The sequence below is a fragment of the Pseudarthrobacter sp. NPDC092419 genome, assembly GCF_044755045.1.
In the GTDB taxonomy this organism is placed as follows: Bacteria; Actinomycetota; Actinomycetes; order Actinomycetales; family Micrococcaceae; genus Arthrobacter.
Genome location: NZ_JBIVQF010000001.1, coordinates 132,731 through 152,535 on the forward strand (window position 1 = coordinate 132,731; position 19,805 = coordinate 152,535).

The 19,805-nt window shown below is 67.6% G+C and carries 19 protein-coding genes and 3 tRNA genes; 7 read left to right on the plus strand and 15 right to left on the minus strand.

Annotation, left to right across the window (positions count from 1 at the left end; all coding sequences use genetic code 11):
• Window positions 1-109: 109 nt before the first annotated feature.
• The 5 genes from ACIQC0_RS00645 to ACIQC0_RS00665 all read right to left on the minus strand — a co-directional run bounded on the left by ACIQC0_RS00645 (window position 110) and on the right by ACIQC0_RS00665 (window position 4,012).
• Window positions 110-183 (minus strand) — tRNA-Ile (locus tag ACIQC0_RS00645).
• Window positions 184-262: 79 nt separating this feature from the next.
• The gene (locus ACIQC0_RS00650) at window positions 263-1,459 is read right to left on the minus strand and encodes a glycosyltransferase (RefSeq protein ID WP_377215441.1); all 1,197 of its coding nucleotides are present in this window, start codon (window positions 1,457-1,459) and stop codon (window positions 263-265) included.
• Window positions 1,460-1,552: 93 nt separating this feature from the next.
• Window positions 1,553-2,461 (minus strand): DMT family transporter, encoded by a 909-nt coding sequence (locus ACIQC0_RS00655; RefSeq protein ID WP_377215440.1) that lies wholly within the window; start codon window positions 2,459-2,461, stop codon window positions 1,553-1,555.
• Complete coding sequence (locus ACIQC0_RS00660) at window positions 2,461-3,084, minus strand: CDP-alcohol phosphatidyltransferase family protein (protein WP_400532187.1); 624 nt, start codon at window positions 3,082-3,084, stop codon at window positions 2,461-2,463. Before ACIQC0_RS00660 ends, ACIQC0_RS00655 begins: the two co-directional genes overlap by 1 nt.
• A gap of 76 nt (window positions 3,085-3,160) precedes the next feature.
• Window positions 3,161-4,012 (minus strand): phage holin family protein, encoded by an 852-nt coding sequence (locus ACIQC0_RS00665; RefSeq protein WP_400532188.1) that lies wholly within the window; start codon window positions 4,010-4,012, stop codon window positions 3,161-3,163.
• 178 nt (window positions 4,013-4,190) lie between these two features.
• On the opposite strand from ACIQC0_RS00665, the gene ACIQC0_RS00670 reads away from it, so the two are divergent.
• From ACIQC0_RS00670 to ACIQC0_RS00680, 3 genes are all read left to right on the plus strand, one after another.
• Window positions 4,191-5,414 (plus strand): multidrug effflux MFS transporter, encoded by a 1,224-nt coding sequence (locus ACIQC0_RS00670; RefSeq protein ID WP_400532189.1) that lies wholly within the window; start codon window positions 4,191-4,193, stop codon window positions 5,412-5,414.
• A 28-nt stretch (window positions 5,415-5,442) separates the two neighbouring features.
• Complete coding sequence (locus ACIQC0_RS00675) at window positions 5,443-5,658, plus strand: hypothetical protein (protein WP_377215436.1); 216 nt, start codon at window positions 5,443-5,445, stop codon at window positions 5,656-5,658.
• Window positions 5,659-5,729: 71 nt separating this feature from the next.
• On the plus strand, window positions 5,730-6,137 hold the full coding sequence (locus ACIQC0_RS00680) for a hypothetical protein (protein WP_377215435.1): 408 nt from the start codon (window positions 5,730-5,732) through the stop codon (window positions 6,135-6,137).
• A 54-nt stretch (window positions 6,138-6,191) separates the two neighbouring features.
• Here the strand turns inward: ACIQC0_RS00680 and ACIQC0_RS00685 are convergent.
• The 6 genes from ACIQC0_RS00685 to ACIQC0_RS00710 form a co-directional block, all read right to left on the minus strand.
• A tRNA-Asn gene (locus tag ACIQC0_RS00685) sits at window positions 6,192-6,264 on the minus strand.
• A 146-nt stretch (window positions 6,265-6,410) separates the two neighbouring features.
• A tRNA-Asn gene (locus ACIQC0_RS00690) sits at window positions 6,411-6,483 on the minus strand.
• Window positions 6,484-6,565: 82 nt separating this feature from the next.
• Window positions 6,566-8,479, minus strand: coding sequence for a DNA primase (gene dnaG / locus ACIQC0_RS00695; protein WP_400532190.1), 1,914 nt, complete (start codon window positions 8,477-8,479; stop codon window positions 6,566-6,568).
• 52 nt (window positions 8,480-8,531) lie between these two features.
• Entirely contained in the window at window positions 8,532-9,833 is a 1,302-nt protein-coding gene (locus ACIQC0_RS00700) for a deoxyguanosinetriphosphate triphosphohydrolase (protein ID WP_400532191.1), read from the minus strand.
• Window positions 9,826-11,007 (minus strand): tRNA dihydrouridine synthase DusB, encoded by a 1,182-nt coding sequence (gene dusB, locus ACIQC0_RS00705; RefSeq protein ID WP_377215432.1) that lies wholly within the window; start codon window positions 11,005-11,007, stop codon window positions 9,826-9,828. The genes ACIQC0_RS00700 and dusB overlap by 8 nt, the downstream gene beginning before the upstream one ends.
• 61 nt (window positions 11,008-11,068) lie before the next feature.
• A complete protein-coding gene (locus ACIQC0_RS00710) occupies window positions 11,069-12,502 on the minus strand; it encodes a YibE/F family protein (protein WP_400532192.1) in 1,434 nt (477 codons plus the stop codon).
• Window positions 12,503-12,599: 97 nt separating this feature from the next.
• Here ACIQC0_RS00710 and ACIQC0_RS00715 point away from each other — a divergent pair, with 97 nt between their 5' ends.
• The gene (locus tag ACIQC0_RS00715) at window positions 12,600-13,307 is read left to right on the plus strand and encodes an alpha/beta hydrolase (protein WP_400532193.1); all 708 of its coding nucleotides are present in this window, start codon (window positions 12,600-12,602) and stop codon (window positions 13,305-13,307) included.
• A complete protein-coding gene (locus ACIQC0_RS00720; RefSeq protein WP_377215430.1) occupies window positions 13,304-14,119 on the plus strand; it encodes a DUF1295 domain-containing protein in 816 nt (271 codons plus the stop codon). The genes ACIQC0_RS00715 and ACIQC0_RS00720 overlap by 4 nt, the downstream gene beginning before the upstream one ends.
• A 94-nt stretch (window positions 14,120-14,213) precedes the next feature.
• Here the strand turns inward: ACIQC0_RS00720 and ACIQC0_RS00725 are convergent, their stop codons facing one another.
• The 3 genes from ACIQC0_RS00725 to ACIQC0_RS00735 form a co-directional block, all read right to left on the minus strand.
• Window positions 14,214-15,266 (minus strand): GNAT family N-acetyltransferase, encoded by a 1,053-nt coding sequence (locus tag ACIQC0_RS00725; RefSeq protein ID WP_400532194.1) that lies wholly within the window; start codon window positions 15,264-15,266, stop codon window positions 14,214-14,216.
• A gap of 2 nt (window positions 15,267-15,268) precedes the next feature.
• The gene (locus ACIQC0_RS00730; RefSeq protein ID WP_400532195.1) at window positions 15,269-16,654 is read right to left on the minus strand and encodes a glycine--tRNA ligase; all 1,386 of its coding nucleotides are present in this window, start codon (window positions 16,652-16,654) and stop codon (window positions 15,269-15,271) included.
• 136 nt (window positions 16,655-16,790) lie between these two features.
• Window positions 16,791-17,801, minus strand: a complete 1,011-nt coding sequence (locus tag ACIQC0_RS00735) for a DMT family transporter (protein ID WP_400532196.1) — start codon at window positions 17,799-17,801, stop codon at window positions 16,791-16,793.
• Window positions 17,802-17,833: 32 nt separating this feature from the next.
• On the opposite strand from ACIQC0_RS00735, the gene ACIQC0_RS00740 reads away from it, so the two are divergent.
• Entirely contained in the window at window positions 17,834-18,067 is a 234-nt protein-coding gene (locus ACIQC0_RS00740) for an RNA-binding S4 domain-containing protein (RefSeq protein WP_400532197.1), read from the plus strand.
• A gap of 68 nt (window positions 18,068-18,135) precedes the next feature.
• On the opposite strand, the gene ACIQC0_RS00745 is transcribed toward ACIQC0_RS00740, so the two are convergent.
• Window positions 18,136-18,786, minus strand: coding sequence for an alpha/beta hydrolase (locus ACIQC0_RS00745; protein WP_377215426.1), 651 nt, complete (start codon window positions 18,784-18,786; stop codon window positions 18,136-18,138).
• A gap of 157 nt (window positions 18,787-18,943) precedes the next feature.
• Between ACIQC0_RS00745 and ACIQC0_RS00750 the strand changes: the two genes are divergently transcribed.
• The gene (locus ACIQC0_RS00750) at window positions 18,944-19,798 is read left to right on the plus strand and encodes an SGNH/GDSL hydrolase family protein (protein WP_400532583.1); all 855 of its coding nucleotides are present in this window, start codon (window positions 18,944-18,946) and stop codon (window positions 19,796-19,798) included.
• The last annotated feature ends 7 nt before the right edge of the window (window positions 19,799-19,805 follow it).

The following is a 19,805-nucleotide window of genomic DNA, read 5'->3' on the forward strand; positions in this document are numbered from 1 at the left end:
GGGTGTGGTGGGCATCTAAGTTACTGGTGAGTAACATACCGCATCCGCGCGCATTAACAAAGGAAGCCGCGGCCAACGTTTGATCGTTGGCCGCGGCTTCCTGCACCTGTAGGGCTACTCGGACTTGAACCGAGGACCTTAGGATTATGAGTCCCGCGCTCTAACCAGCTGAGCTATAGCCCCCTGCCCCCCGCAGTGCGTGTCCGGGTAAGGGACACCTGTCCGGGAGGGCAAAAACACTCTAGCAAATGCTGGAATGCGCTCAGACCACCTTGTCCTCGAACCCGGCGCCCCGGTACAGGTCCTCAAACGTTTGGAGGGTGCCCTGGATGCTGTGCGGTTCCACCATTTTGCGGCTGGCCCGGCCCATGGCGGCGCGCTGGTCCACCGGGAGCTGGAGGATCCGAGTGATCTTCCCGGCAAGGTCGTCGCTGTCGTTCGGTGTGAAGAGGTAGCCATTTTCGCCGTCGCGGACCAGGTGCGGCAGCGCCATGGCATCCGCCAGGACCACCGGTGTCGAAGCGGACATGGCTTCCAGGGTGACCAGGGACTGAAGCTCGGCCGTTCCGGGCATGCAGAACAGGTCCGCGCGGATGTAGGCGGCGCGGAGGTCCTCGTCGCTGGCCAGTCCAAGGAACCGGACCCTGCCGCCGAGCCCCAGCCGGGCTACCTGTTCCTCGAGGGCAGGCCGCACCTCGCCGCCGCCCACGATCTCAAGGTGCACGTCGAGTTCCGCCGGTGTCTTGGCGATGGCGTCGATCAGCACGTCCACGTGCTTTTCCTCTGCCAGCCGGCCCGCGAACATCACGGTGGGGCTCGGATGCGGCTCAATCACCTCACCGGCCCGGAGTTCGTACGCAGCGGAATCGATACCGTTGGACAGCGGCAGGACCTTCCGCAGGAACGCGTGGTCGTGCATTGCCTTGGCGGCCAGCGGCGTGGGCGTGGTGACCACGTCCGCCTGCCCCATGACCTTGCCCATGTCCTTCCAGGAAATGCGCCCGATGATGTCCTTGAACCACTGCGGGAACGGCAGGAACGGGTTCAGGTTTTCGGGCATGAAGTGGTTGGTGGCCACTACCCGCACGCCGCGCTTCACGGCTTCGTACAGGACGTGCTCGCCGATCATGTAGTGGCTCTGGATGTGTACGACATCCGGCTTGATCCGGTCGAAGAGCAGGCTGATTTCCTTCTTGATCTCCCAGGGAAAGCAGATCCTGAAGTATTCGTGGGTGGGGACGCCGTGCGACCTGAGCCGGTGAACCGCAGCTTCGGACCGGAACTCGGTAAAGCTTGCGCCGTTATCGGCCCGGCACGCCAGCACATGGACGTCATGTCCGCGGCCGGTCATCCCCTTGGCCAGCCGATACCCGAACTGGGCGGCCCCGTTGATATGGGGCGGATACGTGTCCGCGGCGATCAGGATGGTCAGGGGACGCTGGTCGGCTGGCGTGGTCACGGGGAAAACTCCTGATGGTCACGGTGCGGACAGCATGGACTGACAGCACGGTTGGCCGCGGCATGATGGCGCCCGGCTGCGTGGATTGCACTGCTAATGGGACGCCCTGCCCGCGGTCTTCCGCGCGTCCTTCTTCCGCTTGGTGACCTCGGGATGGTGCCTGGAGAGGGCGACGACCCCAACGATAGCAAGGGATGCAGCCGTTCCCATGGCAATGGCCATGACGGCGTGGACGTCCGGGCGCAGCTCGCCGAGGATGGCGATACCGATCGCGATCCCCACAATGGGGTCAACCACGGTCAGTCCGGCGATTACCAGGTCCGGCGGGCCGGTCGCGTACGCGCTCTGCACGAACCAGGAGCCCAGGGCTCCGGCGGCGATGATGGCCACCACCGAATACCACTGCACGTTCAGCAGGAACAGGCCGTTCGGGTCCAGCAGGTGCTTGCCGATGATCCGGGTGAGGACCGCGACGAAGCCGAACAGCACGCCGGCGCCCAGGATGTAGACGAAGGCATTCATCCGGTGCCGGAACATGACCGCCAGGGAGCCGAAGACCCCCACCGCCAGGGCAAGCAGCAGGTCGATGGTGAGTTCATCACTAAGGCTGACGTGATGGTTCTCCTGTGTGACCGTCACGGCCAGCAGGACAAAGAGCGCCGACCCCGTCACGCAGGCGGCGATCGCGACGACGGTGGCGCGGTTGATGCTGATGTCCTGGTCCCGGGCATTCACGATGGTGGTGATGACCAGAGCAATCGCGCCGATGGGCTGCACCACGGTGAGCGGGGCGGAGACCAGTGCCACGGCATTCATGGCCATGCCGGCGCCGAGCAGCAGCAGGCCAAACACCCAGCGCGGGTTTCGCAGCAGCCGCAGAAATCCGTTCGAGCTCAGCGCAAGTCCGCCGGTGTCTGCCTTGACCGCACTTCCCTGGCGCTGCGCCCCCAGCGCCAGGCAGAACGCCCCAAGCACCGCGAGCAGAACGGCGAACCACACCATCAGGAGGCCCCGCCGTCGTCCGTTGGCTGCAGTCCGCCCTTGCGCAGCATGGCCCAGAAATAGTTGTAGGCCGCAACCCAGTGGCCCACGAGGCCCAGCCCCAGGACCACCCACGCGGCCACGTACGCGGGCCCGGACACCGGGGTGTCCAGCCGTGAAAGCACCAGCAGCGGCATGCCGAGCAGGAGGAGCCCCGTGCGGACCTTGCCCACGACGCTGACCGGCAGGTCGGGGTGGCCGTGGAAGAGCGAGAGCGAAAGCACCAGGAGCACGGCGTCAGGGATCACCAGTGCAGCGAGGTAAAGCCAATGGACGACGCCGGCAATCACCAGGGTGATGGCCACCGCGATCATGGCAAGCCGGTCGGCGATGGGGTCCAGCACCCGTCCCAGCTTCGACGCCTGGTCGAAGCGCCGTGCAATGTAGCCGTCTATCCAGTCAGTGGAGGCCATGATGGCCAGGACGATGACGCCGGCGGCATATTGCTGCCTGCCCAGGACCAGCCAAATAAACAGCGGCACACCCATGAAGCGGACGACCGTCAGCAGGTTGGGAATGGTGAACACGGAGTCGTGGTCTATCTGGGAGCGGCCGGGCCGGGAACCGGCTCCAATGAATTTCACCCCGGGTCCCTTTCCTTCCTGCCAGTCGTGGCGGCGGCCTGGCCGCCTGCGTTCTTGTGCGGCCCGGAGGCCTGCGTCAGTAGGTGCGGATAAGCTTCCGAAGGAGCACCACCAGGATGGCTCCGGCAGCCGCCATGGCGGCCAGCGGCTTCCAGCGTGCGGCCAGGCCGCCGCCCGCGGCCCCGGCGCTCTGGCCTCCTGCCATGGAGGCCTTCTTCCGGGTAGCTGCAGCCTGGGCAGCCTCCAGCTTCTCCCTGGCGGCTGCGGCAAGGTACCGGGACTGTTTCTTCACGTCCAGTTCGGCACCCAAGTCGTCGCGGACCTCGGTGAGGTGGTGGCGGCGCTGGTCAAGGCGGCGGGCAAGTTCGGGTCCGGATGCCTGCGGGAACTCGCGGTCATGCTCGGCGGCTTTGGCGGCCTTAGCGGCCTTTTCCTTGGCGGCCGCTTCGTCCTTGGCTGCCTTCGCGGCCTTGGCTTCGGGGCTCTTGGGATCCAGGACGGCGGGGTTGTACGCGGAGCCTTCCCTGGCCACGCCGAGGTCATGCTTCAGCCCCCGGATGGCTTCTTCAGGAAGCAGGGGCATGGCCTTCTTGAACTTTCCGAGGCCCACCAGCGCACCGATGAGCGCAATGAGCAGGAACGCAGCGGAGACGATCAGCGCGGCAAGCCAGGCGGGCATCAGCGTTGCAAGTCCCATAATGGCTGCGACAATGAGGCCGACGGTCAGGAAGCACAGGAAGACGAGTGCGACGGCGAAGAACGCGGCCGCCACGCCCACCTGGATACCCTTGCGCTTGACTTCCGCCTTGGCAAAGGCGATCTCGTCGTTCAGCTGGCGTGGCGCCAGCCGGAAGAGGAGTTTGGCGGTGCGGGGCAGCGCGGTGATGCGCACCCCCCTGCCGGCCTGGCCGCTATGACGTCCGCTCATCGGTTCCGCCTGTCTGGTTATGGGTCGATTCGGCTTCCGTATTCCGCGGGAGGGTGTCCGTGCACCGTCCCCGATCCCAAAACTATCATTCAGGCCCGCGGCGTCCTTCCGGGCGGTCCGGGCGGCGTGGCCCCCGGCTCGGCTGATCCGATGGGTCCCGGGCCTAGGATTGGTATCCGTGACCACTCCCTCCAATCCGGGCGACCAGCTCAGCCGGCGCCGGAAGCTCCTGTACATCCTGCTCCTGGGCGCATTGACGGCATTGGGGCCATTCACCATCGACCTCTACCTCCCGGCTTTCCCCGCCCTCGAAGCGAGCCTGGACGTGACCGAAGCCCAGGTCCAGCTGACCCTCGCCGGAACCACCTTGGGCTTCGCGTTCGGGCAGCTGGTGGTGGGTCCCTTCAGCGACAAGTTTGGCCGCCGGACCCCGCTGATCCTCGCCACGGCCCTGCATATCGCAACGTCGCTGGGTGCGGCCCTGGCCACGGACATCACCACACTGGGGATCTTCCGCGTGCTGATGGGCGTGGGCGCAGCAGGCGGCGGCGTGGTGGCCATGGCGATGGTCCGCGACCTTTTTTCCGGGTACGCGATGGTGCGGATGTTCTCCCGCATGGCCCTGGTGAACGGGTTGGCCCCCATCCTTGCACCGGTGATCGGCTCCCAGCTGCTCCTGGTGATGGAATGGCCGGGAATCTTCGTGTTCCTGGCCTCGTATGGCGCGGTGGTCATCGTCGCTACGCTCTTCCTGGTCCGCGAGACGCTTCCGCCGGAGCGGCGCGGCCAGTCCGGGATGACGGTAAAACAGCGTTACCAGGCTCTCTTCAGCGACCGGATCTTCGTGGGCCTGCTCATGGTGGGCGGACTGAACTTCGGCGGCCTCTTCACGTACCTGTCCGCGTCGCCGTTCCTCTTCCAGGATGTCTTCGGCTTCTCCGCACAGCAGTACGGGTACCTCTTCGGCATCAACTCGCTGGGCATCGTGGCCGGTGTGCAGACCAGTGCACGGCTGATCAAGAGGGTGCCGCCGCAGTGGATCATCGCCGGCGCCACCGCCTGGATGTTCGTCAACGCCTGCCTGATCGTGGCCTTCGACCAGCTGGACATGGGCCTGTGGGGCGTCATGGTGCCGTTGTGGCTCTACATCTTCGGGACCGGGTTCCTGTTCCCCTGTGTCCAGGTGCTGGCCCTGGCGGGCCACCCGGGACAGGCCGGCACTGCGGCGTCGCTGCTGGGCGCTGCCACATTCACCACCGCGGGCCTCATCTCGCCGATAGTCGGCTGGCTGGGCATCGACAGCGCCACCCCCATGGGGGGCGTGCAGGCCGCCTGCATTCTGCTGGCCATGGCGGCACTGTGGCTCGTGGTCCGGCCCCGCACCGTTCCCTCGATCCACTAGGCACCCCGCCTCAGGAAGGACTATGCCCATGAGCCGCGAAAAAGATACTGCCGGGAACCCCCGAAACCGCCGCAGGCCGCACCGCAACCGGAGGGGACTGTTCCTCGGCGCGGTGCTGGGCGCCGTCGCCGGCTATTTTGCGGGGCGCGCATCCGGCAACCCGGCCCTGGGTATGGCGCTGGGAATGGTGGCAGGGTCAGCGCTGCTCTACCGGGTTAACCCCGGCCCGTGGAACCGACCCTGACACGGGCCGCAGCGGCATCGGCAGCCGGGAAGCACCTGCCCCTGACGGGAGTGCCGCGATAAAATAGGGCTGTGCCCCACCGGCAGGACCAGCCCCGGATTCCAGCCACATGGCAGCGGTGCGACGCCCGCATCCTCCCCCTGTGGTGGGACCGGCTCTGCGCCAGTGCCGGTCCGCAGTCGGCGGCGCTCTACGCCGCAGGGCTCTTTGCCGAAGACCGGCGCCGGCCCATCGCCCAATGGTTCAATCCTGCCTTTGACGCCGCGCTGCTGGTGGCGCCGGAAACGTCGCCCGAATGGCCCGTGCAGCGCTTCGGCATCTTCTACGCCCCGCCCGGCGGCGGGGTGGTGCACGTGCACTCGGCGCCCCATGAATGGAACCCCCGCCAGCCCCGCATCTCCCCCACCGGGCATGAGGCGTTCACGGCCGCCATCGCCGAGGCCGAAAGGTTCCTCCAGGTGGAAATGGATTTTGTCTGAGGAACGCAAAATCCCCGCCACTCCGCAGGGAGGGACGGGGATCTTCCGGGATTGCTCCTCCTGCTGGACTTGAACCAGCAACCCTTCGATTAACAGTCGAATGCTCTGCCAATTGAGCTAAGGAGGAATGAAGCAGGTATGACATTAGCAAAGGTTCCGGGAGAAAACGAAATCGGCTCCGGCAGTGCCCGCACCGGGCTCCGGACCGCGGATTTCCGGTTGTCGCCAGAGACAAAAAATCCCCGCTCCGGAGACCGGAACGGGGATTGGAAGCTCCTCCTGCTGGACTTGAACCAGCAACCCTTCGATTAACAGTCGAATGCTCTGCCAATTGAGCTAAGGAGGAATGAAGCGGGTACCAGCCTAGCAAACACCGGGCCCGGAAAGAAAATCGGGGCCGCCGTTGTGCCCAAGGCCACAGCCGGCCGCTATGCCTCCGACCGCAGCGAACGGCGTTCCATCTCCAGCATCATCAGCTCACGGTTGAGCCGCTGGTAGGTGTCGGGGTCCGCCACCGGGTCCAGCCGCTGCAACTGACCCATCTTGTCCGCCTTGACCCGGGTGATTTGCAGTTCGAAAAGCCGTGCCAGGATGTCCCTGCAGTACTTCTGCACGGCCTCTTCGGTGCTGGCAGGCAGCGGGACCACGGAGAGCTCGGACACCAGCGGGCGCAGCGGCTCCGGCACCTCCTCCATCACGTGCTCCACCCAGCGGACAGGGTCCCCCGTCAGCCCTGGTCCGGTGGCCCGCATGGCGTCATGCACCGCCTGGAACGCAGGCGTGGCGAACCGCGCCGCCTCGAACCGCTCCCACGGAGGCCCGGCCAGCAGCGCCGGCTGCTGCAACGCAACCTCCAGCGCCTGGCGTTCCATGGAGGCCACGGGGTCGCGTAGGTCCGGACGGTGGAAGGAGGGAACAGCGCCCGACGACGGCCCGGCAGCCACGCCGGGTGCACCGGCCGCCGCGGTGGCGGGGGAAGGCGCGCCCGGTGCGCCGGGACGGCCGGTGTCTCCGCGCTTCACCGCCGCGGTGACCAGGCGCAGCACCTCGTTGGGGTCCGGCATGCCCAGCCAGCCGGTGAGCGCCTGGCAGTAGCCGGTGCGGGTGGAGGCGTCGCGGATGGCGGCCACCACCGGCACCGAGGCTTTCAGCCCCTGTACGCGCCCTTCCACGGTGTCCAGGTTGAACTGCTTGAGCGTGGTGCGGATCGCGAACTCGAAGAGCGGCCGGCGGGACTGCACCAGGGCGTGGACAGCTTCGTCGCCTTTGCTCTGGCGGAGGTCGCAGGGATCGGCGCCGCTGGGCTCCACGGCCACGTAGGTCTGCGCGGTGAACCGCTGGTCTTCCTCGAATGCGCGGAGGGCCGCTTTTTGTCCGGCGGCGTCGCCGTCGAAGGTGAACACCACCTCTCCCCCGGTGCCGTCGTCCGACAAAAGCCGCCGGGCGATCTTGATGTGTTCGGTGCCGAACGCGGTGCCGCAGGTGGCCACCGCCGTCGTAATTCCCGCCAGGTGGCACGCCATGACGTCCGTGTATCCCTCAACGACCACCAACTGCCGCTCCTTGGCGATGCTGCGCTTGGCGAGGTCGATGCCGTACAGCACCTGCGACTTCTTGTAGAGGGTGGTCTCCGGGGTGTTGAGGTATTTGGGGCCCTGGTCATCCTCGTAGAGCTTGCGGGCACCGAAACCAATGGTGTCCCCCGCAATGTCCTTGATGGGCCAGATGAGGCGGCCCCGGAACCGGTCGTAGATCCCCCTGTTGCCTTCGGAAAACATTCCGGTCAGCTTCAGTTCGGCGTCCGTGAAGCCGCGGCCGCGCAGGTGCTTGAGCAGGGCATCCCAGCCCTGGGGGGCGTAGCCGCAGCCAAAGTGCTCCGCGGCGGCACGGTCGAAGCCGCGGCCGAACAGGAAGTTCCTTGCCTCGGCGGCACCCGGAGTGAGCAGCTGGGCGCGGAAGAACTCGTCCGCGATCTTGTGGGCGTCCAGCAGCCGCTGCCGCCGGCCCACTTCCTCGCGGCTGGGGCCGCTGCCGCCATCCTCGTACCGCAGCTCGTAGCCGATCCGGGCGGCGAGCTTTTCCACCGCTTCCTGAAACGAAGTGTGGTCCTGCTTCTGGACGAAAGAGATGACGTCCCCGTCCTCGCCGCAGCCGAAGCAGTGGTAGCGGCCCACCTGGGGGCGCACGGTAAACGAGGGCGAACGCTCGTCATGGAAGGGGCACAGGCCCTTGTAGGTGCCCAGCCCGGCGCCTTTGAGCGTGACGTAGCCGTCAACGACTTCCTTGATGTCCGTGCGCTGCCGTACTTCGTCGATGTCTTCGCGTTTGATCAGGCCGGCCACAAAGCCATCCTAATGCGGACGCCCGACATGAACGGGCGGGGCATGATCCTGCTCACCACAGGGACGGCAGGCTCCCCACCAGGCGTTCGTACATGGCCAGTGCGGAGCCGTCCGTCAGGGAAGCCACCTGGTCGATGACTACGCGCAGGCGCGCGCCGTCGTCCCCAGCTGCCCGCCAGTCCGCGGCGAACATGGGTTCCAGGTGCCGATCCCCGGTTGCGCTCAGGGCCGTGACCAGTGCATGCAGGACCTCGCGCTGGCGTTCGTAGATGGGCTGCCGGTGGTCCGTGGTCATCACGAAGGTGGTGGCCAGGCCCTTCATCACGGCGATCTCCATGACGGTCTCGTCCGGGACCATGAGCTCGGCGTTGTAGCGGGTCAGCCGGCCGGGGCCGTAGACGGCCCGGGTAGTCTCCAGCGCGCTTTGGCAGAACCGGCCGATCAGCTGGCTGGTCATGTTCTTCAAGGCTGCCATGGACTTGCGGCTGCCGTCCGCCTCCCGGACCCAAACGTCCGTGGCCTCCAGCCGGGCCAGGGCAGCGTCGATCGCGGCGGGGTCGTTGTGCGGCAGGTACCACTGTTTGGCGTAGCCCACCACGCGGGCCCGGTGGTCCGGGTTGTCCATCCAGCGCAGCTGGAAGTGGCCGGCCACGATGGCGTCCTCCACGTCGTGGACGGAGTAGGAGATGTCATCGGCCAGGTCCATGACCTGTGCTTCCAGGCACGACCGGCGCTCGGGAGCGCCCTGCCGGATCCAGTTGAAGATGGGCAGGTCATCCTCGTAGGCGCCGAACTTGCTGGTCCGCTGGCCGTGGATGACCGGGGCGTCCAGCGCGGACCAGGGGTACTTGGCCGCAGCGTCCAGGCTGGCGCGGGTGAGGTTCAGGCCTGCCGGGGCGCCCTCCGCGGTGAGCACCTTGGGTTCGAGCCGGGTGAGCAGGCGGAGGGTCTGGGCGTTGCCTTCAAACCCGCCGATGGAGTGTGCAACCTCGTTCAGCGCGGATTCGCCGTTGTGGCCGAAGGGCGGGTGGCCGAGGTCGTGGCTCAGGCAGGCGGTGTCCACCACGTCCGGGTCGCAGCCCAGTGTGCGGCCGAGCTCGCGGCCCACCTGTGCGACCTCCAGGCTGTGGGTGAGGCGGGTGCGGACAAAGTCGTCCGTGTCCGGGGCCACCACCTGGGTCTTGGCGCCGAGCCGGCGCAGCGCCGAAGAATGCAGGACACGTGCCCGGTCCCGCTCGAAGTCCGACCGGTACGTGCTCTTGGCGGGCTCTTCCACCCAGCGGGCGGAATCATGGCTGCCGTACCCCGACAACAGGGGTACCGAGCGCGGCTCCGACACGGATGTTTCAGCCACCGGACACGTCCAGTTCCGCCGCGGCGATGTCCCGCGACTGGTCCTCGTTCAGGGACCGGGAATCCAGCCAGTCCTTGGGCAGGGCGGGCTTTTTCGGGGAACCGGCGCGGCCGCGGGGGCCCTCGGAGTCGATGCCGGGATAGGGCACCTCCGGGTCCAGCTCATCGAGCAGCGAGCGCAGGACCTCGAGCGTGGGCACCGTGGCGAGTTTGGCGCGCAGGTCTCCGCCCACGGGGTAGCCCTTGAAGTACCAGGCCATGTGCTTGCGGATCTCGCGGAGGGCCTTGTACTCGTCGCCGCCGAAGGTTTCGATCATGAGCTGTGCGTGGCGGTAGACGCCGTCGGCCACCTGCCCCAGGTTGGGCCGGTGCCGGTGGTCGCTGCCTTCGAACGCGGCCTGCAGGTCGCCGAAGAGCCAGGGCCTGCCCTGGCAGCCGCGGCCTACCACAACGCCGTCGACGCCGGTTTCGCGGACCATCCGGACGGCGTCCTCGGCGGACCAGATGTCGCCGTTGCCCAGTACCGGGATGTCCGGGAGTTCCTCGCGGAGGCGGGCGATCGCGGACCAGTCAGCCTGGCCGGAGTAGAACTGCGACGCGGTCCGGCCGTGGAGCGCGACGGCGGCAACGCCGGAGTCGCGCGCGATGCGGCCGGCGTCGAGGTACGTAAGGTGGTCGTCGTCGATACCCTTGCGCATCTTGATGGTGAGCGGGATGTTGCCCTTGCCCGCCTCCTTGACGGCGGTCTGCACGATGGCGGTGAAGAGGTCGATCTTCCACGGCAGGGCCGAGCCGCCGCCGCGGCGGGTCACCTTGGGTACGGGGCAGCCGAAGTTCAGGTCGATGTGGTCTGCGCGGTCCTCTTCCACGAGCATCCGGACCGCTGCGCCAACTGTTGTGGGATCCACGCCGTAGAGCTGTACCGAACGGACTTTCTCGTCCCCGTCATGGGAGATGATCCGCAGCGACTCGGGGGTGCGCTCCACCAGTGCGCGGGAGGTCACCATCTCGGCGACGTACATGCCGCCGCCGTATTCGCGGCACAGGCGGCGGAAGGCCGAGTTGGTGATGCCGGCCATGGGGGCCAGGATCACCGGGGTGTCCACGGTCAGGGGACCCAGCTTCAGGGGCGGGAGTTCCAGCCTGGGGGCGGGAGGAGTTGCTGCAACAGTCACCTGTCCATTGTTGCAAAGCGGGGCAAATCGTGGCGGCAGGGTGTCGCGGCGGCAGCTCCCGTCAGCTGTGCCGGGCCCGCCGTCCGCGCCGGGTTTCCGGCAGCTCCGTGTCTTCGGCCGCCCCTCCCTCGCGCTCCGTCAAGGCCGCCGCTGCGAGCGCTCCGGTGTCCTCGACGTCGTCCGCTGTGTGGTGCGGGCCGGGCCCGGCGACTGCGGGAACAGCTCCCCCCGTACCGGTGGCCTTGACCACCAGCACGGCGATCAGCGTGGTGACCGGGATGGCCAGCACCAGGCCGATGGACCCCACCAGCGTGCGGATGACTTCCTCCGACAGTTCGGCGCTGGTGAGCGTTTCCACCAGCGGCCGGTCGTAGAGCATCACGATGATCAGGATGGGCAGTGCGGCACCGGCGTAGGCGAACGCGATGGTGTACACGGTGGAGGCAATGTGGTCACGGCCGATCCGCATGGCGGAGGTAAAGAGCTTGCGCGCACTGCTGGACGGGGCGAGCTCGTAAAGTTCCCACACCGCGGAGGATTGTGTGATGGTGACGTCGTTGAGGACGCCCAGGCCCGAGATGATCAGCCCGCACAGGATCACGCCGGAGATGGAGATGTTGGCGGAGGTGTTGATCAACGTGGTGGCCTCGTGGTTGCCCACTCCGGCCAGGTTGGCGCTGCCCGTGGCCCATGCGGCCAGGAGCGCGGTGATGCCCAGTCCGAAAATGGTGCCTAGGAGGGCAGTGGACGTCCGGGCCGAGAACCCGTGGGCAAAGTAGAGGACCCCGATCATGATCACCGTTGAACCCACCAGTGCCAGCAGCAGCGGCGGCTTGCCTTCCACCAGGCCCGGCAGCATGAAGCCGGCCAGCACGAAGTAGGCTCCCACCAGTCCGATCAGCGCGCGCAGGCCGCGCCATCGGGCCACAGCGATGACCACCGCGGCATAGAGCAGCGCCAGCAGGAGGATGGGCAGCGTACGGACAAAGTCCACAAAGATATAGGCCGGCGATCCCGACGCCGAGACGCCCTCGGCGCCCGAAAGATTCAGGTAGCGGATCTGGTCGCCGGGGTCCACCCCGTGGGACTTGGCGATGTCCGGGTTGATGACCACCTTGACCGCGCTTCCACCCCTGTCCGGCTCCGTGTAGGCGAACGTGCACTCCGAGCCGGCGGGCTCGGTGCCCTGCGGGCTTCCTTCCTGTCCGGCCTGGCTGGGGTCCTGGAGGCCGGCTCCCTGCATGCACGGTTCGGTAACCACGCGCTGGATGGCGCCGGTGTCGAAAGTGACGCCGGCGGCCGTGGAATAAGGGTTGGCCAGCGAGATGCCTTCCTTGCTGCCGGAAGGCCACAGCATGGCCATGGCCGCGAGTGTCAGCAGCGTCAGCGGAACCAGGATTGCCGCCAGGATGCGGTTGGCCTTCCGGCGGGCAGCCATCGCCTGGGGCGTCGGCTCCGAATGGTCAGTAGCAGCGTGGGAGTGTCCGGCGCCCATCAGCAGTGAAACCTCATACCTTGAACTCTACGGCCGGCACCTTAGGGTTGATAAATGGCCTGCCCGCCCGGGGGCGGCAGGCCGGAAGGCGGCAGGAATGGTTCAGAGCAGCAACGGCGCAGTCCTCAAAGTCCTGGCACCCGCGGGTCCGGTCCGCGGCGTGGCCCTGGTGCTGCATGGCGGGAAGTCCCAGAGCAGGGAGCGTGTGCAGGCGCGGCATCTCAGCCCGGCCCGGATGATGCCCTTCGCCAGGGATCTGCACCGCGGCGGGGGGCGGCACGGGCTGGCCGTCTGGAGCCTGCGCAACAGCGTCCGGGGCTGGAACGGCGCCGACATGTCCCCGCTGCAGGATGCGCGGTGGGCATTGCAGCTGATCAGGGAGCAGCATCCGGGCGTGCCGGTGTTCCTGGTGGGCCACTCCATGGGCGGCCTCACCGCGCTGTCCGCCGCCGGCGACCCACAGGTGGTTGCCGTCGTGGCGCTGGCACCGTGGCTGGGCCCGGCCAGCCCGACAGCCAGCGTGGCCGGCCGGGAGGTGCTGATTGTGCACGGCACCAGGGACCGCTGGACGAGTCCCGCCGCGTCGCTCGCCTTCGCCCAGCGGGCAGCGTCCGGGGCCGCCAGCATGCAGTACGTGGCGCTCCGGGGCGCCGGACACTTCATGCTGCGCAAGGTCCGGCTCTGGCAGTCGTTGACCACGGGGTTCGTGCTGAAGTCCTTCGCCGAAAGCACCGGGGCTCCGGTGGCGCCGCCGCCCGCATTCGGTGACCTGTTGCCGGAGTCCTCGCTCCAGGTGACCCTGTGAGCCCATACCCTGTAGCTGCCTTCCCGTGGGCCGCCTTTGTGGCGGCGCTCCCCTGGACTGCGGGTGCCGTCGTCGTACTCCTGATGGTGACGTTTGCCGTGGCGGTGCGGCAGGGGCGGCACTCGGTGATGGACGTGGCGTGGGGGCCGGGGTTCGTGGCGGTGGCGGTGGTCGCATGGGTGCTGTCCGCCAGTCATGGCGACGACGGCCGGCGGCTCCTGCTGCTGGTTTTGACGGCCGCATGGGGCCTGCGGCTGGGCCTGCATATCGGCTGGCGGGCCCGCGGCGGGCATGAGGACCCGCGCTACCGGGACCTGCTGGCCGGCGCGCCGGGTTCCCGCAATGCCTACGCGCTGCGCCGCGTGTACCTGCCGCAGGGTCTGGTGATGTTCTTCGTGTCCCTCACCGTCCAGGTGGGCATGTTCAGCACGGGACCGCTGGGGTGGCTGGCAATAGCCGGCACCATGCTGTGGCTGGTGGGCTTTGCGTTCGAGTCCGTGGGCGACTGGCAGCTGGCGCAGTTCAAAAAGGACCCGGCCCGGAAAGGGACCGTGCTGAACAACGGGTTGTGGCGGTATACGCGGCACCCCAACTATTTCGGCGACGCCGCGGTGTGGACCGGACTGTTCCTGGTGGTGGCGGACTCCTGGCCGGGAGTGTTGACAGTCCTCTCCCCCGCCCTGATGGTGTGGACGCTGGCTGCGAAGACCGGCAAGCCGCTGACGGAGAAGGCCATGTCCGGCCGGCCGGGCTACCGGGAGTATGTCGAGGCCACGAGCGGATTCATCCCGTGGCCTCCCAAACGGCCCTGACCCCGCCCTACCTGCCTGCCCTGCCCCAACTAAGTAGCGCGAAGTGCCGTTTTGAGGGGTCAAAACGGCACTCCGCGCGACCCAGTTGGGTGGGTTAGTCAGCGACGACCAGGGTTTCGGGCCCGACCAGGCGGGCCTTGCCGCTGTCCAGGAGGGGTTCGACGGCGGCGCGCAGGGCAGCCATCGAATCGTCCAGTTCCAGCATCACCGGATGCTGGTACGCGATGAGGGACAGGATGTCCCGTACGGCATCGGCGGCGTCAGCCGGCTCGAGCCCGGGTTCGTGCCCCACGAAGACATCCGTTGGAGTTTCCCTGCCGTCGGCGTTTTCGGTCCCGGCGGCACCGGTGCCTGGTACGCCGGGCGCGGCGTCCGGGTCCGCCGGTGCTGCGTAGCTGACGGCGAAGGCGCGGATGCGGCCCTTTTTGGTGGGCTTCACGCCGGCGCCGAATGCCGATTCCGGCCGGGCCCGGAGCACGATGGCGCCGTGCGCGCCGGTCAGTTCATCCAGGAACAGCTTCTGCACCTGCCCCACAGACAGCACGCCGGGCGAGTCCCAGCCGTGGATGGACGAGTAGTACCGACCCACCACGTCCGTCAGTTCCACGGAACCGGTAGCCAGGTCCATGACCACATCGGATCCGGCGTTTTCGCCGCCGGCGGCTCCGCCGTCGTCCGGGAACACCGGAAGCTTCAGCGCGCCAGGTTCCACCACCACCAGGCGCGACCGCTGGATGGGCACCAGCCCAAACGCCTCGGCGAAGGCGGCACCGGGGGTGCCGGGCTCCACCTTGGCGCGGAGCTTTTCAACGCCCGACGGCGCGTGGCCGGCTTCGCGCCGCAGCATAGTCAGCAGCGTGGCGCCGATGCCGGAGCGGCGGTGGTCGCGGGCCACCTCGATGTAGGTCCAGAGCCGTTCCGGATGCAGGGATGCCTCGTAGACCACGCCGGCGGCCACCGGGATGCCGACGCCGTCAAGAACGTCCTCGGCCACGATGCAGCGGCGCCAGGAGGTGCCGGCTCCCCCGTCGGAGGAGACCGCGAGGGCGCTGCGGAACTGGCGGGCCTGGGCAGTCTCCGGGCCACCCCAGATCTCCAGGAGCGCCAGGTCGTCGCCCTCACGCCATTCGCGGTATTCGATGGCCATGCCTAGGCCCCGATCAGGCGTGCGGCCAGGTAGCCTTCCACCTTGTCCAGGGAGACGCGTTCCTGGCTCATGGTGTCCCGTTCGCGGATGGTCACGGCCTGGTCCTCGAGGGTTTCGAAGTCCACCGTGATGCAGAACGGGGTGCCGATCTCGTCCTGGCGGCGGTAGCGGCGGCCGATGGCCCCGGCGTCGTCGAAGTCGATGTTCCAGTTCTTCCGCAGCTGCGCGCCAAGGTCCTTGGCCTTCGGGGACAAGTCCTCGTTGCGGCTCAAGGGCAGCACGGCGGCCTTGACCGGGGCCAGGCGCGGGTCGAGCTTCAGCACGGTGCGGACGTCCACGCCGCCCTTGGCGTTGGGGGCCTCGTCCTCGGTGTAGGCATCTATAAGGAAGGCCATGAAGGACCGGGTAAGGCCGGCGGCGGGCTCGATCACGTACGGGGTGTAACGCTCGTTGGTGGCCTGGTTGAAGTAGCTCAGGTCCGTGCCGGACGCCTTGGCGTGGGTAGAGAGGTCAAAATCGGTGCGGTTGGCGATGCCCTCGAGCTCGCCCCACTCGGAGCCCTGGAAGCCGAAGCGGTACTCGATGTCCGTGGTGCCCTTGGAGTAGTGGCTGAGCTTTTCCTGCGGGTGCTCGAAGAAGCGGAGGTTTTCCTCGCGGATGCCCAGGCCGGTGTACCAGGCCATGCGCTCCTTCATCCAGTACTGGTGCCATTCCTCGTCCGTGCCGGGCTCCACGAAGAACTCCATTTCCATCTGCTCGAACTCGCGGGTGCGGAAGATGAAGTTTCCGGGAGTGATCTCGTTGCGGAAGGACTTGCCGATCTGGCCGATGCCGAACGGCGGCTTCTTGCGGGACGTGGTGAGCACGTTGTTGAAGTTCACGAAGATGCCCTGGGCGGTTTCCGGGCGGAGGTAGTGCAGGCCTTCCTCGCTGGCCACGGGGCCCAGGAAGGTCTTGAGCAGGCCGGAGAATTCCTGCGGCTCGGTCCATTCGCCACGGGTGCCGCAGTTGGCGCAGGCAATGTCCTTGAGCCCGTTTTCGGCAGGACGGCCCTTCTTTTCCTCGTACTCTTCCTCGAGGTGGTCCGCACGGTAGCGCTTGTGGCAGGACAGGCACTCCACCAGCGGATCGGAGAAGACCTCTACGTGGCCGGACGCTTCCCAGACCTGGCGGGGCAGGATGACGGATGAGTCCAGGCCCACTACGTCTTCCCGGCCACGGACCACGGACTGCCACCACTGGCGCTTGATGTTTTCCTTCAGCTCGGCGCCGAGGGGCCCGTAGTCCCAGGCAGAACGCGAACCTCCGTAGATCTCACCGGCCTGGAACACGAAGCCCCTCCGCTTGGAGAGGGAGATGACCTGATCGAGAACGGATTTTGCTGCCATGGGGGTAACTCCAATTTCTACAGGGCCGCTGGGTGCGGTCCGCGGTTGTTCCGGCCCCGTGCTTCCCGCGCGGAAAGCACTGGGACGCCGCAAGTCCGGATGCGGAAAAGATGCAGGAAAAGCTGCGAGACCTAGCCTACCGGCCCTGCCGCCGAAAGGCGCCCCGTGGCCAGGGCAGGGTGGTCAGGACGATGGCAGCAAGGGTCAGCAGGGTTCCCAGCACCGTGGCCGGCGCCACCACGGAGCCCGGGGCCGGAAGGACGATGTCCAGGACCAGTGACCCCACCAGTTGTCCGGCGATCATGCCCAGACCGGTGACCAGCACTCCAAGGGTGCGCACCAGCAGGGCGCTCAGGCCGATGAAGATGCACCCCATCGGCCCGCCAAGGTAGTACCACCACTCCCCCGGCAGCGGTGCCACCGGGCCGGTCACTGCCACCTTGACGGCGAGCGCAGCCCAGAGGACCACGGTGCCGGCGATGAAGTTGACCAGGGTGGCGGCGATGGGCGACCCGTAGTGCATGGTGGCAGTACCGTTCATGGCCTGCTGGAAGCTCATCAGGAAACCGGCCAGGACGGGCAGCAGCACAGGCACCAGCAGCGCCCCCGGACCGCCGGAACCGTCGACACCGCCGGCCGCAGCAGCGGCCCCCGTCCCGGTGAACCGGGGGGACACCGCCCATGCCACGGCCGCGATGGTCAGGACCGACCCCGCCGCCCGGATACCGGTGACGGCCTTGCGCCCGGCCGGGCCGATGCCCATCCGGTCCACCAGGAGGCCGCTGACGGTTTGCCCCGTCACTGTGGCCACGGTGAACAGCGCCACCCCGAGGATCCCCACGGTGAACGACTGGGCAAAAACGAAGAATGCACCGATGGCACCGGCGAGCGCATACGCGGGCGGGAAGGCCCGGCTCCGGAGCGCAGGGACAATCCGGGCGAGCCCTGCCCGGCCCCGCGGCAGGAGCAGCGAGACCGCCACCATCAGGACCAGCCCTGTGCTGAAACTCACCACGGCAGCGGCGATGCCGTCATCCAGCCGGGTGCCCAGGGCGCCGTTGATACGGCCCTGGACGGGAATGGCGAGCCCTGCGCCGACGGCCAGGGGAAGCCCGGCGAGCAGCGGCAGTCGGGAGGGAGAGGTCATTGAACACACCTTACGTCAGGCATTATTGCTTCATGAGCAACCCCGTTGAAGACGTCCCCATCCGCGACACCATGATCCGCCTGGGCCAGCTCCTGAAGCTTGCCGGCCTGGTGGAGGACGGCGTGGAGGCCGCAGATCTGATCAAGAACGGGCTAGTCAAGGTCAACGGGGAAATCGAGGACCGCCGCGGCCGCCAGCTCCACCACGGCGACACCGTCACCGTCAACGGGCAGTCTGTGCGGGTTGCCGGCCCCGGCAAAAGGTAACCGCCGGGCTGAGCCCCCCGAAGCCCCCGCAACTGGCCCGAGCAGGCAGCGTCCCGGCGTCGTACGCGCTATTTCCGGAGCACCTCGTGGGTGAGGAATTCGCCCACGTGCCCGATTTCCTGCTGGTTGATGCCGTGCCACATGCCCGTGTACAGCACCTTGGTGAGCTTGACGTGCTTGCGTACCCAGCCCATGGTGAAGTCGATCTTGTCCGGGGTGATGACCGGATCCTGCTGGTCCCGCCCCCAAAACATCGGAACAGTGCCGTCGAGCTGGTCGTCGTGGAAGGTGGGATCGTCCCCGGCGTCCACCACAAAACCGGAAAGCCCGACGACGGCGGCAAAGTCCGTGGGCCGCTGGCGCAGGAGAGTGGTGGCCATGGCCATGCCCATGGAGAATCCCAGCAGCGTCACCGACGGGTGGCCCACCCGGATGGTGTCGATCCACTCCAGCACATAGGCGGAGGCGGCCTTGACCCGCTCCAGCGAGTAGTCGATGGAAGCCGTCAGCGGGAACCAGGTGAACCCCGGACCCATGGCGATTGGCGCCCGCACCGAAGCGACGGCGAAGTCGCCCGGAAGCAGGTCCGCCAGACTCAGCAGGTCCTGCTCGTTCGCGCCGTAGCCATGCAGCAGGACCAGCAGCGGTTTGCCGTCCCGCTGGTCCTCCGGGTGGGACCACAAGACAACGGGGGCGGGAAATACTTCGGCTTCAGTCATGGTTTCCATTCTTACAGCACCTTCCCGGCGCATCAGCAGCAACCTACGTTCGCGTAGCCAGAGCGGCGAAAGGCAGGATAGGACCGTGAGTGAGACCAACGCCATCCAGACCACTCCGGCCCGGCCGGGATCCCACCCCTGGACCCGGTACGTGGCAATGGGCGATTCCTTCACAGAGGGCATCGGCGACCCCGAACGCTCGAGTCCGGGCGGCTTCCGCGGCTGGGCGGACCGGGTGGCGGAGGAGCTGGGACGCACCCAGCCGGACTTCGCCTACGCCAACCTTGCCGTCCGGGGCCGGCTCCTGCAGCAGATCGTGGACCAGCAGCTCGCACCCTGCCTGGCGCTGAAGCCGGAACTGGTGACCCTGTCCGCCGGCGGAAATGACCTCCTGCGCCCCGGCGGGGATCCCGACGCCCTGGCGGAGAAACTCGATTCCGTGGTGCAGATCCTGGCCATGGGCGGTGCCACCGTGGTTCTCTTCAACGGGCCCGACACCGGCTCATCGGTGCTGGGCCGGATCCGCAGCAAGGTGGCCATCTACAACGAGAACCTGCGCACCGTCGCGGCCCGGCATGACGCGGTCATTGCGGATATGTGGTCGCTCCGCCAGCTGAAGGACCCCCAGATGTGGGACGAGGACCGGCTGCACTTTTCCCCGCTGGGCCACCACACCATCGCGGCCATGGTGCTGGACGCGCTGAACGTGGAGCACACCCTGCAGCCGCTCCAGCCCAAGCCGCTGCCTCCCCGCACCTGGCGCGAGGCCCGCTCGGGGGACCTGGTGTGGGCGCGCGAATACTTCGTGCCCTGGGTGCTCCGCCGCCTGCGGCACCAGTCCTCCGGCGACGGCATCACCGCAAAACGTCCGACGCCGGGTCCCGTTTTTGGGCCGGGCGTTCCGTTGGGTTCCGGCGAGGGGCCGCTCGGCAGCACCGGCGGGCAGGACGCCTTGGGCGGGGGCACCCATGACCCAGCGGCACGGGAAGCCGGGCAGGGCAGCCGGGCTTAAGCTGGAA

Bases quoted from the DNA above. Each gene is read 5' to 3' on its own strand.
- ACIQC0_RS00735 (WP_400532196.1), bottom strand. From the start codon at position 17,801: ATGACCTCTCCCTCCCGACTGCCGCTGCTCGCCGGGCTTCCCCTGGCC.
- ACIQC0_RS00730 (WP_400532195.1), bottom strand. From the start codon at position 16,654: ATGGCAGCAAAATCCGTTCTCGATCAGGTCATCTCCCTCTCCAAGCGG.
- ACIQC0_RS00655 (WP_377215440.1), bottom strand. From the start codon at position 2,461: ATGGTGTGGTTCGCCGTTCTGCTCGCGGTGCTTGGGGCGTTCTGCCTG.
- ACIQC0_RS00745 (WP_377215426.1), bottom strand. From the start codon at position 18,786: ATGACTGAAGCCGAAGTATTTCCCGCCCCCGTTGTCTTGTGGTCCCAC.
- ACIQC0_RS00750 (WP_400532583.1), top strand. From the start codon at position 18,944: ATGGGCGATTCCTTCACAGAGGGCATCGGCGACCCCGAACGCTCGAGT.
- ACIQC0_RS00665 (WP_400532188.1), bottom strand. From the start codon at position 4,012: ATGAGCGGACGTCATAGCGGCCAGGCCGGCAGGGGGGTGCGCATCACC.
- ACIQC0_RS00710 (WP_400532192.1), bottom strand. From the start codon at position 12,502: ATGGGCGCCGGACACTCCCACGCTGCTACTGACCATTCGGAGCCGACG.
- ACIQC0_RS00725 (WP_400532194.1), bottom strand. From the start codon at position 15,266: ATGGCCATCGAATACCGCGAATGGCGTGAGGGCGACGACCTGGCGCTC.
- ACIQC0_RS00740 (WP_400532197.1), top strand. From the start codon at position 17,834: ATGAGCAACCCCGTTGAAGACGTCCCCATCCGCGACACCATGATCCGC.
- ACIQC0_RS00715 (WP_400532193.1), top strand. From the start codon at position 12,600: ATGGTTCAGAGCAGCAACGGCGCAGTCCTCAAAGTCCTGGCACCCGCG.
- ACIQC0_RS00675 (WP_377215436.1), top strand. From the start codon at position 5,443: ATGAGCCGCGAAAAAGATACTGCCGGGAACCCCCGAAACCGCCGCAGG.